Below are 16,894 nucleotides of genomic sequence, written 5' to 3'. Positions count from 1 at the left end.
CCGATCCCGGCGAAATTGGGAGGCGACCGTCCCCTACCCGCGCGTACCTTCGGGCCATGACTGTGATCGTCCGCGATGTCCGGCCCGAGGACGCCGAGGGCTTCGCCCGCGTCCGGCGCGCCTCCCTCCCCTTCATGCTCGCCACCGCCGAGCAGGTGGCCTTCGACTGGGCGCACGCCCACCCCGACGGCCACGAACGGCCGCTGGTGGCCGTGACCGCCGAGGGCGAGATCATCGGCAGCGCGCAGGTCCGGATCGCCCACGACGCACCGGAACCGCACGTCGGCTCCCTCAACATCTACGTGCATCCCGAGCACCAGGGCCTCGGTGCCGGCACCCTGCTCGCCCGGGCCGCCGAGGAGCACCTGACGGAACGCGGCGCGACCACCCTGTACAGCTGGGTCCTCGACGCCCCGGCGAACCGGGCCTTCGCCGAACGGCACGGCTACCTCTCCCGCCGTTCCGCCCACTTCCTCCGTCTCGACCTGGCCGGTGCCGCGCTCCCGCCCCTCGCCGAGCCGCCCGCGGGGGTCGAACTGCGCCCGGCCTCGGCGTACGCGGACGACCCTCGGCCGCTGTTCACGCTGGACGCGCTGACGACCGCGGACGAGCCGGGTGACGTGGGGGCCGAGCTCACGGACTACGCGCACTGGCTGGCGACCACCTGGAACCACCCCCTCTTCGACGCCGAACTGACGACCGTCGCCGTCGTCGACGGCCGGCCTGCGGCGTTCAGCGCCGCCCAGACCGACGGCCTGGGCCGCTACAACTCGGGGATGACCGGCACCGATCCGGCATTCCGGGGCCGCGGCCTGGCCAAGCTGGCGAAGAACCACTCGCTGCACCGGGCCCGCGCCGCCGGCTGCACCGAGGCGTTCACCGGCAACGACACGGGAAACGAGCCGATGCTCGCGATCAACAAGTGGTTCGGCTACGAGATCTGCGCGACGGAGGTGCGCCATGTCCGCACGGTCGGTTGAGGTGGTGCTGACGAAGGCGGGCCGGACGAAGATCCGGTATCCCGCCGACGTCGTGTCCGACGACGGTCGCCGGCTCACGGTCCGCGCCCCCTGGGCGGCCGAGGGAGTACGGGACTTCGGCTTCGTCCGCTTCGAGCCGGGGGACGTCTTCGTCGAGCACTACTGGCGCGACCGCTGGTACGCGGTCAAGGAGGTCCGCTCCGCCGACGGCACGCTCAAGGGCTGGTACTGCGACGTCACCCGGCCGGCCGCGGTCGACGGCGACGAGGTCGTGGTCGAGGACCTGGACCTGGACCTGTGGGTGTCGGCCGACGGCAGCGAGGTGCTGCGGCTGGACGAGGACGAGTTCGCGGCGAGCGGCCTGGCCGCCGCCGACCCGGAGGCGGCGGCCTGCGCCGTCGTCGCCCTCGACGAGCTGGAGGTCCTCGGCCGCGAGGGTCTGATCGACCTGCTGGGCGCCGGCCCGTCCCACTGATCGGGCGCAGTGGCCGCGGAGCCGATCGGACGCGCCGGCCGCCGGACAGGCGGGTCGGCTGTGCGCGGTGCCCGCCGGACAGGCGGGTCGGCGGGCGGCCCGGCGCGTCGCACACCGGTCAGGCACGCGGTCCCAGTTCGACGTCCGCCTCCTCGGTGGCGCGCACACTGGGCAGCGGGAGCCCCATCGGACCCGGCGCGAGCTGCATCAGGGCGGCCCGCACCTGGGCGGCGCCCGCGCGCTGGAGGGGCTCCTCGACGACACCCGAGTGGGACCAGGCGCGCACCCGGCCGTCGCAGACGGCACGGGTGCCGCCGATGCCGGTGGAACGGTCCTGCCGGACGAGCGAGCTGCTCACGAAGACCGCTCCGGCGCTGTCGTCGGCACAGCGGTAGGTGCCGGAGAGGGTGACCGTCCCGTCGGGCGCGACCGTTCCGGTCCCGTCGACGGTGAGCCCGTCGGCGAGGAGGACTCCCGCCCGGTCGAGGGGACGGGCCGGGGCGGCGGTCGCGGCGTCCGGGGTGGCGGCGAGCAGCAGGGTGCCGAGGGCGAGGGCGAGTCGGAGACGCATGGGAAGGTCCTTCGGTGGGGGTGATGTCGCCCGCCAGGGATACCGGATCATGCCGCTCCGGCATCGAAACTCACCCGATCGGGGGCGAGTTGAGCAGCTTTCGGTAGTGAATACGGTCGTACGGTCCGTCCGCGCGCCGCTCGACGGCCTCGTACCCGTACCGCTCGTACAGCCTCTGGTTCTCCCACATCATCGCGTTGGTGAGCAGGCGGACCTCGGGCAGGCCGAGCGCCCGGGCGCGCGCCTCGACCCACTCCATGAGGGTGCGGCCCAGGCCGGTGCCCTGGACCGCGGGGTCGACGGCGATCGTGTCGAGGTAGAGGTGGTCGTCCTCGGGGACGACGACCACGAGTCCCCGCACCGGATCGCCGAGGACGAACACCCGCCCCGCCGCCACGTTCGACGCGTGGTCCGCCCGCATCGGGGCGGGTACGAGACCGATCCGCTCGACGTAGTGCCCGAAGGCGGCGTCGATCAGGCCTTTGACGGCCGGCACGTCGGTGGCGACGGCGGGGCGGGGCAGCGCGTGAGTCATACCGTCACGTTACGGCGGCGGGTGATCACCTTCCTCAGCAGCGGCCCGCCCGATGACGGCCGGCGGAGACGGGCCGCGCGGAGATCACGCTGCGGTGCCGGGGGGACGGGTCGCCCGGAGCGGCGCTACCGCCGACCGGGCTGACGCGGAGGGGGCGGTGCGCGCCGCTACCCCAGCGCGTCCGTGATCCTCTCGCGGGTCTCGCCCGGCAGGCCGGCGTCCGCGGCCAGCCCGGCCAGGACCGCCCGGCTCCCCGGCAGCTCGCATGTGGCGATGAGGGCCCCGACCGCCGCGTCGACGGCCATGCGGCGCCGGACGTACAGTCCGGCGAGCGGGGGGAACCAGGGGGCGAGCGTGTCGAGATCGTCGACCATCAGCCCGCACCACACCAGCGCGTGCTCCACCACCCACGCCGTGATCCGCCGCGTCCAGACCTCCTCGAAGTCCGTGGTGTCGAGCCCCCGCCGGGCGCACTCGGCCTCGACGGCGGCCAACTGCCCGACGGTGACGGCCGGAAGGCTGCGCTGCGCCGACAGCAGGACGGCCCGGATGTCGACCCAGTCGGGCGGGAGGTCACCGTCCGGAAGCCACGACTCGTCCACCTCCACCGGCGGCTCCGCCACGTCGAGCCGCCGATCCGGCAGCCCGGCTTCGAGCACCGCCCGCGCGAGAGCGACCAGCTCGCCACTCTCCTCGGCGGGCCAGGCCCCCCAGTCGAAGGGCAGCGTCCGCAGCACGCGCGGGAGCAACGGCACTCCGGTGCCGGTCACAGGGGCCGCCCGGTCGTCGGTTCCCGCCTCTTCTCGTTCTCGCCCTGGCTGCCTGCGAACGACCGGTGCAGTGCCTTCGCGCGCACCAGCAAGGCCTGACGCAGCTGCTGCCGGCCACTCCCCCGCGTCTTGAGGGTGTGGCAGTTCGGGCAGAGCGCGATCATGCTTTCCGGCGTGTCTCCCCCACCCCTACTGAGCTCGTGGACGTGATCCACTTCGAGCAGGGGATCGCCCTTGTCCGTCAACTCCGTGGGATGCCCCAGGCATGTCGGATTCTCGCAGCGCCCTCCGCTCCGTAGGATCACCGCCTGCCGCGCTGCGGTCGAGCGCACATAGCGTTCTACCTTGGTGAGCTTGGAACGGTCAGTGCGCCCCGCTGCCGTGCGCCGCGCCGCCGCCGACAGCTTCCGGTAACGCTCCATGTCGGTCATGGCCCCCTGAGGATCGCCCAAAGAGACGGGCGGCAGGTCGACGTCCAGGTCGTCGTGCACCTTCAGGTCATCCGCAACGTCCTGCGCGAGAGCTTCCTTCACCTCCTCCGGCCACGTGGCGCGCAGAGGCGAAGGGACCGGAGCAAGGATCCAGACGTACTCGCGTCGAGGCTCTCGGTTCTGCCCCACACCCCACCGCTGCCGGCATTGGACGATGACCACCCAGGTCTCGAAGGTGAAGACGCCACCGTGGGGCTTGTGCCAGTAGCGCAGGGGGCGCTGCTCGGCACGGTACGCGGACATGGACCTATTTCCGCCGGACATCTTCTGGTCGCCCGAGAGACCGTCTCCGGTGTAAGCGATCCAGTCCATCCCTGCGACGCGCCTGTCGTCGTAGGGCCCCTTGTCGTCGGAGTACACGCTGAGGATGCCGTCCGCGAGCGGGGTGATTCCTCCGACCCCGTTACCCCCGTAGACAGCGGCAATCGCCGTTCGGTTGGCGTACGGCTCGCCCACGCGGGGACGCAGCGCTCCGTCGATGCCACTGGCCAGCAACGTCGTCAGGTCCAGGTCGCGTGCCAAGTCGGCCATCACGTCAGGAAAGAAGCGCAGCAGCACGCTACTTGCAGTCCTCGCTGCGACGGACGGCTCCCGCCTGAGCAGGTCATGGTCCTCTGCCAGCAAGCCAGCGAGTGGATCGCGCTCATTCAGCACGCTGAGGGTGGGCCTGCGACCATCGCTCGTCAGAGACAGCTCCTCGCCCCCTTCGACCTCCCAGAGGTTGCTGTTCCGGAGCACCCAGAAGGGGTACACGGCAGCTTGGTCGCCCGGGGCAGCCGCATACGTGGCGAGCAGTGGCGTGACGGAGGCACGTATCGCCGACCAGGGCTGCTGGCGCGGTTTCCCGTTGACGGCCTGCGCAAGAGCCCACAGCAGGAGGAGCGGACGGTGCAGGCGCTGCCCACCACTCCGTAGGGCTGGTGCGAGGTCCCCCACACGATGGATGAAGTCCGTGTCCGTCGCCACTTTCTGCGTCTCCTCTGCGTCGTCCGCCCCACCGTCCATCCCAGCACATGGCGCTGACAACGCCCCTTGGTCCCAGCGAAATCATCGTGCGACGCCCTGACACGACGGCAGCGACTCCTGGAGGAGGAGCCGCCCGCAGGTCCTTCCCCCGGCTCGGCGGTGTGTTCCTGAGCCGCCTCTTACGAGCCCCTTAAAGCGACCATAAGGATCACCGTCACCCCGTCCCGGCAGCCGAATTCGGCGATCGCAGGGGCTAGCTTGCTGAGCGCCGGAGCAAGCGGGTCCGTGGACCGCGGCTGTTCCGCGGCCCACTTCCCCCCCTCGAAGGAGTTGCCCCGTCATGACCTCTCGTCGTCGTACGGTCGCCACCGTTCTCACGCTCGGCATCGCGCCCCTCGCGCTCGCCGGGATCGGCGCCGCGCCGGCCGTCGCGCACGGGTCGATGACCGATCCGGTGAGCCGGGTGTCCGCCTGCTACGCGGAGGGGCCGGAGAGCCCGAAGTCGGCCGCGTGCAAGGCGGCGGTGGCGGCAAGCGGGACGCAGGCGTTCTACGACTGGAACGCGGTGAACATCGCCAACGCGGCCGGCAAGCACCGTGAGCTGATCCCGGACGGCAAGCTGTGCAGCGCGGGCAACGACAAGTACCGCGGGCTGGACCTCGCGCGCGGCGACTGGCCGGCCAGCAACCTCGCCTCGGGCAAGCACACGTTCCGCTACAAGGGCACCGCCCCGCACAAGGGGTCGTTCGCGCTGTACGTCACCAAGGACGGCTACGACCCCACCAAGCCGCTGAAGTGGTCGGACCTGGAGGAGAAGCCGTTCGCGACGGTGACCGACCCGCGGATGGAGAACGGTGACTACGTCTTCGACGGAACCGTGCCGAACAAGTCCGGCCGGCACCTGATCTACTCGGTCTGGCAGCGCTCCGACTCCCCCGAGGCATTCTACACCTGCTCCGACGTCGTCTTCGGCAAGGACAACGGCAGCGCGGGCGGTGCCCCGGCGCCGACGGCGAGCGCGCCGACCGACGAGCAGATCGAGGACGGCGCGGACGAGTCCTCGGTCGAGCACGGCGGGCACGGGGACGCCGACGCCGGGACGGGAGCGAAGGAGACCGCCGCGGCTCCGGCCGCCACGACGGACGCGGACGGCACGGAGGCCGGGACGGTCCCGGCCGCCCCGGCCTCCGAGGAGCCCGCCGCGCCCAACGAGCCCGCCGCCGCCGGCTCCGGCGAGAACCTCGCCGAGACCGGAGGGGACGCTTCGACCGCCTACCTGGCGGCCGGTGGCGCCACGGTGCTGGCGCTGGGCGCGGCGCTGCTCTTCACCACGGTCCGCCGCAGGTCGCTGCCGGCGGGCCGGCACAGCCGCTAGCCACCGGAGCCGGCGGCTGTTCCCAGGAGCCCTAGCCGATCACGGACAGACAGGTGGTCGGGGTCGCGTGGGCCGGGTCGAGGGCGTTGGTCACCTCGTGGAACGTCACCCGGTCCACCGTCCCGATCGCCACGTGCTCGGAGAGGTCGAGGGCGCACTTGTCCTGGATGACGATGTTGGTGACGTTCGGGCCGGAGAGGAACCCGGAGCGGTACGGGGTGACGACCTCGTCGTACTGGGTCGCGATGACCGTGTACCGGACGCCCGGCACCGTGTCCCCGCCCGCGTTGAGGCGGGTGATGAACGGCGAGCCGGCCACCTGGTCGGCGAGTCCGGGGGTCTTGGCGTTGAGGAGGTCCTCCGCGCCGGGGAAGTACGGCAGCAGCTTGGTCAGGCCGAGCAGCGTGGTGCCGTGGTTGTCGGGGGCGATGCCGACGAGTGCGTTGACCTTGTCGGCGCCGCCGAGGAACTTCAGGTAGTAGCGCGGCATCATGCCGCCCTGCGAGTGGCCGACGAGGTCGGCCTCGGCGGCGCCGGTGGCGGCGAGGACCCGGTCCACGTACGTGTCGAGCTGTTCGGCCGACTTGTCGATCGGGCCGAGCCCGTTGAAGAAGGGCACGCCCGGCAGTTGGCCGTAGTCGAGCGAGAAGACGCAGTACCCGCGGTTGACCAGGTACGGGGCGAGGGCCAGCCAGTTGTCGATGGAGTTGCCGAACGTCCCGTGGACCAGGACGACCGGGCGGGGGTGGGCGGCGGAGGGCTTGCAGGCGAAGTCGTTCCAGCCCCGGCTGGGGGCGGCGGTGGCCTGGGCAGAAGCAGTGGGGGCGAGGGTGGCGGCGGCGGTCAGCAGCAGGACGGAGACAGCTCTGAGCGCGTGCTTCCAGGGCAGCATCGGGTGATCTCCTTGCGGCTCAAGGGGAGTGATGGATGCGTGGAGCCCTGCGGTCCGGACCACAAGTGGGGATGCTCTGCACTCAACAAGCTACGGACGGGTAGCCTTCACTGGGAAGTTACGCGTCGGTAAAAACTGACCTGTCGTCAAGACGGCCCAACGCGCCGCCCCGGAGACCGCCCCACCGCCGCGGCCGGGACGTTCCGACGGCCCTCGGACCGTCCCCTCAGGCCGCCAGCGAGCCCGGCAGGACCGCTCTCGGGCCGAACTTCGCCCGGGCCCGGTCCGCCACCGCCTCGATCCGCCGGGCCTTCTCGTCCGCCGGGTCGAAGGAGAGCTGACGGGCCGTCCCCTCCGCCGCGGACAGCCCCTCCGCCCGGAGCGCGATCCCCCGCACCCGGGCGCGCTGCAGCCCGAACGACGCGTGCACCGTATAGGCGAGGGCGGTGAGCGCCGCCGAGTGGGCGGTCGGCTCGGACAGTGTCCGGGTCCGGCTGGTGACGGACCGGTCCGCGTAGCGCACGGTGACCGTCAGGGACCGGCACACCTGCCCCTCGGCCCGCATCCGGGCACCCAGCTCGTCGGCGAGCGAGAGCAGCGCCCTGCGGTGGGCGGCGTGGTCCAGCTCGTCGTGCGGGAAGGACCGTTCGGCCGCCGTCGAGCGGGAGACCGCGTTCGGGACGACGGGGGTGCGGTCGATGCCCCGCGCCCGCTCGGACAGGTCACGGCCGGCCTTCGCCCCGACGAGCCGCTGGAGGACGGCGAGCGGCGCGTCCGCGACCCGGCCGACGGAGTCGAGGCCGTAGCCGCAGAGCGTACGGGCGAGGGCGCGGCCGACCCCGTCGAGCGCGACGACCGGCCGGTCCCGGAGGAAGGCGGCCGGGTCCTCGACGACCGGGGTGGTGCCCGGCAGGGCGTCGCGGGCCGCCATCCGGGCCAGCATCGGGTTCGGCCCGACCCCGATGGCGCAGTCGACCCCGTACAGGGCGAGCGCCCTGACCCGTACCACCGAGGCCAGTTCCGTCGGGCTCCAGCCGAAATAGCGCAGCGCGCCGCGCACGTCGGCGAGCAGGGTGTCGGGCGGGGCTGCCTCGACGACGGGGGTGAACTCGCCCAGCAGCGCGACCAGTCGGGGCAGCAGCGCCTCGTGCATCGGCTCGAGCCGGAACCGTACGCAGAGGATCATCCCGCGCTCCCCTGACTCTGGTGCCACAGCTTCCTCAGTTTCCTCGCCGCGGGCTGCGCGCCCTCGCCGGCCGGTCTCAGGTCCGCCCAGGGGTTCATCTCGTATCCGGTCCCCATCGTGATCCGGCGACCGTTGTCACCGGAGCCGGAGCCGGAGCCGGCGGACGTGGGCACGGGCTCCGCGAGCCGCGCGCCCACCGCCTCCAGGCCGCCCGCCGCCCGCAGTTCGACCAGCTCGGCGAGGTCCCAGGCCGCGGCCCCGACCACGCTGAGGCTGCGCGGGCCGCGGCGCTGCACCACGCCCCGGACGAGCAGCAGCCAGGAGTGGAAGACGGTGTGCGCGCAGGCCTCGTGGGCGTCGTCGAAGAAGGCGAGGTCGACCAGGCCGGTCCCGTCGTCGAGCGTGCTGAAGATGACGCGCTTGCCGGAGCGGATCGGCGGGGTCTGGGTGGCCGCCTTGGCGCCCGCGACGAGCACGGTCGCGCCGTGCGGGGTCTCGCGCAGCCGCCGTGCGGAGACGACGCCGAGTTCGCGCAGGAAGGCGTCGTGGTCGCCCATCAGATGACGTGAGGCATCCATGCCGAGCACGCCCAGCTCGGCGCTGAGCCGCTCGGACTCGTCGAGGTCGGGCAGGCCGACGGGGGCGGTCCTGCGGCCTTGGGCGAGCGGGAGCTGGCCGCCGTAGGATGCGGCTCCGCGCTGGGTGCGGTGGAGTTCGGTCAGGTGCAGCAGCAGGTCGCGGCGGTTGGCGCCGAAGGCGTCCAGCGCGCCGACCTGCGCGAGCCGTTCGGCGACCGGCTTGCGGGGGCGGGCCCGCTCCCAGAAGTCGAGCAGCGAGGCGTAGGGCTGTTCCGCCGCGATCCGGGCGCTCTCCGCCTCGCTGATGCCGTGGACGTCGGCGAGCGCGAGCCGGAGCCCCCACACCTCGGGCGACTCGGACACCAGTTCGATCCGATGAGTGGCCGCGGACCGGTTCACGTCCAGCGGCAGTACCGGCACCCCGCGCCGGCGGGCGTCCGCGAGCAGCAGCCGCTTGGGGTACATCCCCGGATCGTGCGTGAGCAGCCCGGCGTAGAAGGCGGCCGGGTGGTGCGCCTTGAGCCAGGCGGACTGGTACGTCGGCACGGCGAACGCCACCGCGTGCGCCTTGCAGAAGCCGTACGAGCCGAAGGCCTCCACGATCTCCCAGGTACGGGCGACGACGTCGTCCTCGTACCCGCGCAGCGCGGCCTGCCGGGCGAACCAGAGCTTGATCCGGCCCTGCGACTCGGGGTGCGAGAGACCCCGTCGCACCTGGTCGGCCTCGCCGCGGCCGCAGCCGGTCATGATCCGCACGATCTCGATGATCTGCTCGTGGAAGACGACGACGCCGTACGTCTCCTTCAGCGCCCCCTCCAGGTCCGGGTGCGGGTAGCGGACGGGTGCCCGGCCGTGGCGGGCCTCGATGAACGGGCGGACCATGTCGGCGGCGACCGGGCCGGGCCGGAAGAGCGAGATGTCGACGACGAGGTCGTGGAAGGTGGCGGGCTGGAGCCGGCCGACCAGGTCGCGCTGGCCGGGCGACTCGATCTGGAAGCAGCCGAGGGTCTCGGTGGACTGGATGAGCCGGTAGGTGGCCGGGTCCCCCGACGGGACCCGCTCCGGGTCGTCGAGGTCGACCCGGGCGCCCGTCGCCCGCTCGACCTCGGCGACGGCGTGCGCCATCGCGGACTGCATCCGCACTCCGAGCACGTCGAGCTTGAGCAGCCCGAGGTCCTCGACGTCCTCCTTGTCGAACAGCGACATGGGGAACCCCTCGCCGCTGGTGGGGACGACAGGGGTACGGGTGAGCAGCGAGGCGTCCGAGAGCAGCACCCCGCACGGATGCATGGCGATGCCGCGCGGCAGGGCGTCGAGGGCCTCGACCAGCTGCCAGAACCTCTCGTACCTCTCCCCGCCGCGCCGGACCTCCCCCGCGAGTTCGCGCAGCTCGGGGAGTTCGTCGAGGGCGGCGAGCGCGTCGCGGGCGCGGATGTGCGGAAACGCCTTGGCGATCCGGTCGGTCTCGGCCGGGTCCATGGACAGGGCGGCGCCCACGTCCCGTACGGCATGGCGCACCCGGTAGGTCTCGGGCATGGAGACGGTGGCGACGCGCTCGGCGCCGAAGCGGTCGATGATCGCGCGGTAGACCTCCAGCCTGCGGGCGGACTCGACGTCGATGTCGATGTCGGGCAGGGCGGTGCGGTTCTTGGACAGGAAGCGCTCCATCAGCAGACCGTGCTCGACCGGGTCGGCGTGGGCGATGCCGAGGAGGTGGTTGACGAGGGAGCCGGCTCCGGACCCGCGGGCGGCGACCCGGATCCCCATCCGGCGCACGTCGTCGACGACCTGGGAGACCGTCAGGAAGTAGGTGGCGAAGCCGTGGTGGGCGATGATGTCGAGCTCGTGGTGCATCCGGTCCCAGTAGACCCGGTGGTCTCGGCGCCGGTCGTAGCCCCGCAGCACCATCCCCGCGGCGGCCCGGGAGGCGAGGACGCGCTGGGCGGTGCGGTGACCGGCGCCGACGAGCCGGGGCTCGGGGAAGTGGGCGGATCCCATGCCGAGGTCGTCCCGGGGGTCGAGCAGGCACGCCTCGGCGACCGTCCGGGTCTGTTCGAGCAGCCGGTACGCGGTGTCCCGGCGGAAACCGGCGGCCTCGACGATCCGCTCGGCGTCGGCCAGCATGGCGTCGGCGCCCTTGAGCCAGGACCGGCCGCTGTCGAGCTGCTTGCGTGGGTCGATGGGGACGAGGCGGCGGGCGGAGTCGAGGACGTCGGCGACGGGGCCCTGGCCGGGGTCGGCGTAGCGGACGGCGTTGGCGAGGACCGGGCGGACGCCCTGCTCGGCGGCGAAGCCGAGCGTACGGGCGGCGAGCCGCAGCGACCCGGGGCCCGTGCCGGCGCGGTCGTGGTGGACGACCTCCAGCCGCAGCGCGTCGCCGTACCGCTCGCGCCAGGGGGCGAGCAGCCGGGCGGCCCGGTCGGGGCGGCCGGCGGCGAGGGCCCGGCCGACGTCGGAGTCGGGGCCGAGGAGCGCGAACAGGCCGTCGCCGTGGTTGGCGTCCCAGGGGAGCAGGGGCTGCCCGCCACCGGCGTGGGCGGCGGTGATCATCCGGCAGAGGGCGGCCCAGCCCTCCCGGGAGCGGGCGAGCAGGACGGCCCGGGCCGCGGACTCGTCCACGAAGGCCCCGCCCCGTACGGGCACCCGTCGCGCGGAGGTCCGCGCCTCTCCGGACCCGGGCCACCGCTCGCCCTCGGACGCTCCCGTGCCGGACGGGGCGCGCCCGTGGGCGGTGCGGGACCGTCCGGAGACGTCGTGGTCACCGGGCGCGGTGGCGCCCTCGGAGCCGTTCCGGCCGCGGGCGCCGGCCGGCGGCGTGGAGGCGGTCGGGCCCGCGCCGGCGCCACGACGGCCCGGGGAGGACGAGGGAGTCCCGGACGAGGAGGGCGGGAGCGCGGGTGACGCGACCGCGAGGTCGGCGCCGAACAGGGGACGGATGCCCGCCTTCTCGCAGGCCTTCGCGAAGCGCACCACGCCCGCGACCGTGTCCCGGTCCGTGAGGGCGAGGGCGTCCATGCCGCGCTCCGCGGCCCGCTCGGCCAGCCGCTCGGGGTGCGAGGCGCCGTAGCGCAGGGAGAAACCCGACGCGGTGTGCAGATGCGTGAATCCCGGCATGCGCACCTCCCGCATCGATTCGTACGTTTGTTCCCACCCCCCTCTTCTTCACCCTAGCTTATTTCGAACGTGCGTACGATACTGCGCGCACGTCAGCCATCCGGCCCCACCCCACCTGCGCGGACACCCCTCGACCCGGAGCGTGGGGGGCATGACTTTCGTCGATGAGCTGAAGAGTGCCGTCACCCCCCGAGCAGCCCTTCTCGTCGTCGGCGTCCTCGCCCTCCAGCTGCTGTTCATCGCCTCCTACGTCGGGGCGCTGCACAACCCGAAGCCGCGGGACGTGCCCTTCGGCGTGGTCGCGCCGCAACAGGTCTCGGCCCAGCTCGTCGGGCGGCTGGAGCGGCTCCCCGGCGAGCCGCTGGACCCCCGGCCGGTCTCCGACGCGGACGAGGCCAGGCGCCAGATCATGAACCGGGACATCGACGGGGCCCTGCTGGTGGACCCGGCCGGGTCCACCGACACCCTGCTCGTCGCCTCCGGCGGCGGCACCGTACTGTCCTCCACCCTGGAGGCGCTCTTCACCAAGGTCGAGGCGGCGAACCGGCGCACGGTCCGCACCGTCGACGTGGCCCCGGCCTCCCCCCAGGACTTCGACGGGCTCTCGGCCTTCTACCTGGTCGTCGGCTGGTGCGTCGGCGGCTACATCTGCGCCGCGATCCTGGCCATCAGCGCGGGCTCCCGGCCCGCGAACACCACCCGCGCGGTCATCCGGCTCGGCACGCTCGCGGTCTACTCGGCGATCGGCGGACTCGGCGGCGCGGTCATCGTCGGCCCGATCCTGGGCGCCCTGCCGGGCAGCGTCGCGGCCCTGTGGGGCCTGGGCACGCTGGTCGTCTTCGCCGTCGGGGCGGCGACCCTGGCCCTGCAGTCCGTCTTCGGCATCGTGGGCATCGGCCTCGCGATCCTGCTGATCGTGGTCGCGGGCAACCCGAGCGCGGGCGGCGCCTTCCCCCTGCCGATGCTGCCCCCCTTCTGGAACGCGATCGGCCCGGCCCTGCCACCGGGCGCCGGCACCTGGGTGGCCCGTTCGATCGCCTACTTCAAGGGCAACGACGTCACCGGCCCGCTGCTGGTCCTCTCCGCGTGGGCGGTCGCCGGCACCGCGATCACGCTCGTGACGGCGTCACTGAGGCGGAAGCCGCAGGCGGAGCCGATCGCGCGGGAGGCGGGCGGGCAGGAAGCGGGCGCGTAGAAGTCGGGCGGGCGGGAAGCGGGCGCGCAGGCCTGGTCGATCGGCGCGCGGGAGTGCCGCCGGGAAACGGCCGAGCCCCGGCCGCCCGAAGGGGCGGCCGGGGCTCGGTCACGGCAGACGGGTCACCGTCCGCCCGGCGTCATCCGAAGGACTTGATGCCGCTCCAGTTGACCGACAGGACGGTCTTGACCGCCGCGTTGGTGTTGGTCGTGGACGGGTAGTACACCTTCATCGTGCCGTCCGAGGCGTAACGGACCCACAGGTCGGGGATCCGGTCGCCGTTGACGTCGGGGATGCCGACGATCGCCGAGATGTTGGCCTCGGTCCAGTTCGTGCCGTACGAGACGTCGACACCGCCGCGGGAGTTGGCCGCGACCATCAGCGAGTTGATGTCGACACTGCCCGCCACCGGGCCCGGCTTGCCGTACCGGAGGTAGATCGTTCCGGAGTCCAGGCTGCGCCAGAGCATGTCGGGCGTGTTGTCCAGGTCGATGTCCGCGACGTTGACGATCTCGCGGCGCTCCCACACGTCGGCGTTCATCAGGGTCGCCGTCTGGAAGGTGGCGCCGGTGTAACCGGACAGCGTCCAGAAGGCCGTGCCGGCCCGCAGGACCACGTCGGGCAGCTTGTCGCCGGTGATGTCGCCGACGGCCTTCATCTGCGTCCACGTCGAGGGAGCGGGCGCGTTCGCGGGCAGCCGGATCCTGATCCGGTCGTCGACGTTGAAGGTGCCGTAGCCGTCACCCGGGTACAGCCAGAAGCCGCCGTCCGGGGTACGGGCGAACACGTCGGTCGTACCGTCGCCGGGGTAGACGTCGCCGTACTTGCTGATCAGCGCGGGCTTGCCGGTGGCCGGGTCGTACCAGTGGCCCGCCGGGTGGAGCTTCTTGTCCGTCGTGTACGAGCCGGCCAGGCCGGCGTACAGCTCGCCGCCCGGGTAGCCGGGGTACGAGAACAGGTTGCCGTTGGCGTCGATGACGAGCAGGTCGGCGATGCCGTCGCCGCCCACGTCACCGGGACCGTCGGCGGTGTCGCGCGGCGGGACGTAGAAGTTGTAGTCCGTCCGCGCGCTGACGTTGCCGAGCGCGTCGAGGGCGAAGACGTGCAGCCAGTTCGGGCCGGCGTGCGGAGGTGTCAGGTCGGTCTTCGTGTACTCGCCGTTGACGGCGTTGACGTCGACGTAGTTGATGCCCTCGAAGCCGAAGCGGAACTTCGCCGCACCCGCCGACTTGAAGGTGATCGCACCGGTGCCGCCGAAGTTCACCGTGGCCCAGGTCGCACCGTCGGACGTGGCCTTCTTGAACACGGTGCTTGTGACGTCGGGCTGCGGCGGCGCGGTCGCGTCGATGGTGAGCCGGCAGGGCTCGGTGCCGGGCGGGAAGAACGTGGAGACGGCGCCGGTCGAGTCCTCGGCCCGCACGTCCCACGAGTACATCGTCTTGTCGTCCAGCGGGAAGGTGGCGGGGATCGTCACCGTGGCCGTACCGGAGGCGTTCGGGGTCGCCAGGTACTCGGTCGGCGTGCCACCGGTCTTCAGGAAGCGGAAGCGCAGCTTGGACAGGTTGCCGTCGGGGTCCTTGGCGTTCGCCGACAGGGTGATGTTGGTCTTGGCGACCGTCAGACCCCCGCCGGGGCCGGGCACGCAGTCGCCACCGGGCGACGTCGTGCCGGCCGTGGGCTCGGACGGCTTGGTGTTGTAGTCGACCTCGAACGTCGCCGAGGTGGCGCGGAACTTGCGCCAGGTCTGGGTGTCGGACTCGGAGGTGGCCCGCATGCCGAAGGTGATGTTCGACCAGCCGTTGTCGGCGGCCGTCTGGGCGGCGGCCTTCACGGTGGCGTTGTCGAAGATCTCGTAGTCATCGGGGCAGGAGCTGGAGGACCAGCCGTGCGCGAAGGACTTCTTCTGCAGCTGCGTGGTCCAGCTCGGCTGCGCGTTCCAGGTGGTGCCGGAGGAGATCGCGCCCGTCAGGTAGAACTGGAACTCACGGGTGGTGCACGACCACGAGTGGTTGTTGAGGACCTTGTACGAGGCCCGGGTGATCGTGGCGCCCTTGATGCTGGAGGAGAAGCCCATGCGCCAGAAGGAGCGGCCGAGGCCGCCGGTGTCCGACTCGTAGCCGACGCGGGCGTCGGAGGTGCCGGAGGAGAAGTTGGTGCCGTTCCAGAAGCTGCTGCTCGGGTACGGGCGGTAGGCCGTCGTCCACGCCTGCCAGCCCGAGTTGATGGTCGGGTCCACGAAGAGCGGGAACGTGACGTTCTTGTCGTCGAGGAGCTTGGTGGCAGCGACGTTCAGCGCGAGGCGGGCGGCACCGGTCTTGTCACCGTCGAGCTGGACCGGAAGCTGAGCGGACTTGGCGCCCGGCTCGATACCGGTCAGGCCGGACAGCTTCAGCACGTCGGCCGGCGTGGCCGTGGCGGTCCGGTTGACGGTGCCCTCGGGCAGCTCGGGGTCACGGCCGCTGGAGTCCCAGGCGAAGGGCGTCGGGATCGAGCCGACCTCCTTGCCGCCCTTGTCCAGCACCAGGACACGGTGGCTCCTGGTGTCGTGCTGGAAGGTCGCGGTGGCGGAGCGCAGCCCGTACGAGACGGACGTGAGCGCCTCCTGCTTCGCGGCCTCCGGGGTCTTCACGATGAGGGCCTGGGCGAAGCCGCCTTCCTCGCGCGCGACGAGCAGCAGGTCGACGCCGGGCATGACCTCGGAGTAGAGGGCACGGGGGCCGTCGAGGACGGGCTCGGGCAGGGTGCCGGGCCAGGTGTAGGCGATGGTGTGGCCGCCGAGGTCGACCTCGGCCAGCGTCGTCTCGCCGGGCTGCGGTGCGCGCGCGAACGAGCGGTCGGCCCGGGTCGCGTCGGTGCTGCCGCTGGAGAAGCGCACCGGGACGGCCGGGTTGGCCGGCGCGATGCCGAGGCCGCGGGGGGCCTTCTTCGTCCGGGTCAGCTTGTTGTCGATCGGGGCCCACTGGCCCTTGGCGTTCTTCGCCCGCTGGGGCAGCGCGTGGATCCGGGTGCGCAACTGCCCGTTCGGCAGCGCCCAGGTGAGCTCGGTGGCGGTGGTCGCCGTGTCGACGAGCACCTGCTTGCGGGTACGTCGCGCCTCGGCCCTGGCGGCGGTCGCGTCGCGGGGGCCGGTCGAGGCCGGCTTCGCTTCGGTCGCCGAACCGCCATGGGCGGTGGGCGGGGCATCGGGTTGCCACCAGGGCAGCAACGAGGCGGTCAGAGCGGCCAGAACAAGGCCGAAAGTGCAGATCAGCCTGGTGCGCGTGCGCACGAAGGGGCTGAGAAAACGAGGCAGCGCAGTCACTGCGGTCTACTCCCGTGTGAACCAGGCGGATTGAGGACAGCACAGACAGCCCCGAACGGCAGGCCGCGGGGCAGAGGGCGGGCACACGATCACACACTCGCCACATGCCGTCCACACATGAGGATTTTATGAATCCGTTACCTGGAGGTGGGGTGGCCTTGACGTGCGATCAACAATGCGCTGACCTGCGGCATTTGCCCGGCCATGGTGATGCAGTTGCACTGAAATGACCGTTGCGCGCTGAAGATCACCCGTGGGGTCCTCTGGCCTGAACTCAGCCGTGATCCAACTCACTCCACCCCCTCTGACCTCGGCTTTCTCCGTTTGTCATGCGAGGCGTTCATGACAGAGAGTGCGCACGCACGCGCCTGAGACAGGTGCGTGCTCTTTGGTGTTTCCGCACCTCGTCCGATGATCGATCTGCCTGGGTGGGAGTCAACGCGCATGCGTGCTTCAGGTCCACTG

General features: G+C 72.2%; 12 protein-coding genes. 4 read left to right on the top strand and 8 right to left on the bottom strand.

Going from position 1 to position 16,894, the window contains the following annotated elements:
* The first annotated feature begins 56 nt into the window (after window positions 1–56).
* Entirely contained in the window at window positions 57–980 is a 924-nt protein-coding gene (locus ACE1OA_RS27600) for a GNAT family N-acetyltransferase (RefSeq protein ID WP_356601109.1), read from the top strand.
* Entirely contained in the window at window positions 961–1,455 is a 495-nt protein-coding gene (locus ACE1OA_RS27595; protein ID WP_356601110.1) for a DUF402 domain-containing protein, read from the top strand. The genes ACE1OA_RS27600 and ACE1OA_RS27595 overlap by 20 nt, the downstream gene beginning before the upstream one ends.
* A 118-nt stretch (window positions 1,456–1,573) precedes the next feature.
* On the opposite strand, the gene ACE1OA_RS27590 is transcribed toward ACE1OA_RS27595, so the two are convergent.
* The 4 genes from ACE1OA_RS27590 to ACE1OA_RS27575 all read right to left on the bottom strand — a co-directional run bounded on the left by ACE1OA_RS27590 (window position 1,574) and on the right by ACE1OA_RS27575 (window position 4,788).
* The gene (locus ACE1OA_RS27590) at window positions 1,574–2,026 is read right to left on the bottom strand and encodes a DUF6299 family protein (RefSeq protein ID WP_356601111.1); all 453 of its coding nucleotides are present in this window, start codon (window positions 2,024–2,026) and stop codon (window positions 1,574–1,576) included.
* 70 nt (window positions 2,027–2,096) lie between these two features.
* Entirely contained in the window at window positions 2,097–2,561 is a 465-nt protein-coding gene (locus tag ACE1OA_RS27585) for a GNAT family N-acetyltransferase (protein ID WP_432753540.1), read from the bottom strand.
* A gap of 167 nt (window positions 2,562–2,728) precedes the next feature.
* Window positions 2,729–3,331, bottom strand: a complete 603-nt coding sequence (locus tag ACE1OA_RS27580) for a hypothetical protein (protein ID WP_432753539.1) — start codon at window positions 3,329–3,331, stop codon at window positions 2,729–2,731.
* Window positions 3,328–4,788, bottom strand: a complete 1,461-nt coding sequence (locus tag ACE1OA_RS27575) for an HNH endonuclease (RefSeq protein ID WP_432753538.1) — start codon at window positions 4,786–4,788, stop codon at window positions 3,328–3,330. Before ACE1OA_RS27575 ends, ACE1OA_RS27580 begins: the two co-directional genes overlap by 4 nt.
* A 340-nt stretch (window positions 4,789–5,128) precedes the next feature.
* On the opposite strand from ACE1OA_RS27575, the gene ACE1OA_RS27570 reads away from it, so the two are divergent.
* A complete protein-coding gene (locus tag ACE1OA_RS27570; protein ID WP_356601120.1) occupies window positions 5,129–6,163 on the top strand; it encodes a lytic polysaccharide monooxygenase in 1,035 nt (344 codons plus the stop codon).
* Window positions 6,164–6,194: 31 nt separating this feature from the next.
* Here ACE1OA_RS27570 and ACE1OA_RS27565 read toward each other — a convergent pair whose 3' ends face one another.
* The 3 genes from ACE1OA_RS27565 to ACE1OA_RS27555 form a co-directional block, all read right to left on the bottom strand.
* Window positions 6,195–7,055, bottom strand: a complete 861-nt coding sequence (locus ACE1OA_RS27565) for an esterase/lipase family protein (RefSeq protein WP_356601121.1) — start codon at window positions 7,053–7,055, stop codon at window positions 6,195–6,197.
* Between the two features lie 226 nt (window positions 7,056–7,281).
* Window positions 7,282–8,241, bottom strand: a complete 960-nt coding sequence (locus tag ACE1OA_RS27560; RefSeq protein WP_356601122.1) for a DNA polymerase Y family protein — start codon at window positions 8,239–8,241, stop codon at window positions 7,282–7,284.
* Window positions 8,238–11,933 (bottom strand): DNA polymerase III subunit alpha, encoded by a 3,696-nt coding sequence (locus ACE1OA_RS27555; protein ID WP_432753537.1) that lies wholly within the window; start codon window positions 11,931–11,933, stop codon window positions 8,238–8,240. The genes ACE1OA_RS27560 and ACE1OA_RS27555 overlap by 4 nt, the downstream gene beginning before the upstream one ends.
* Window positions 11,934–12,084: 151 nt before the next feature.
* Here ACE1OA_RS27555 and ACE1OA_RS27550 point away from each other — a divergent pair, with 151 nt between their 5' ends.
* Window positions 12,085–13,128, top strand: coding sequence for a DUF3533 domain-containing protein (locus tag ACE1OA_RS27550; protein WP_384869761.1), 1,044 nt, complete (start codon window positions 12,085–12,087; stop codon window positions 13,126–13,128).
* A gap of 139 nt (window positions 13,129–13,267) precedes the next feature.
* Here the strand turns inward: ACE1OA_RS27550 and ACE1OA_RS27545 are convergent, their stop codons facing one another.
* Window positions 13,268–16,429, bottom strand: coding sequence for a hypothetical protein (locus ACE1OA_RS27545; protein ID WP_432753536.1), 3,162 nt, complete (start codon window positions 16,427–16,429; stop codon window positions 13,268–13,270).
* Window positions 16,430–16,894 lie beyond the last annotated feature (465 nt).

The sequence above is a fragment of the Streptomyces sp. JL2001 genome (assembly GCF_050917515.1).
Lineage (GTDB): Bacteria > Actinomycetota > Actinomycetes > Streptomycetales > Streptomycetaceae > Streptomyces.
This window is presented reverse-complemented; position numbering and strand designations above follow the sequence as displayed.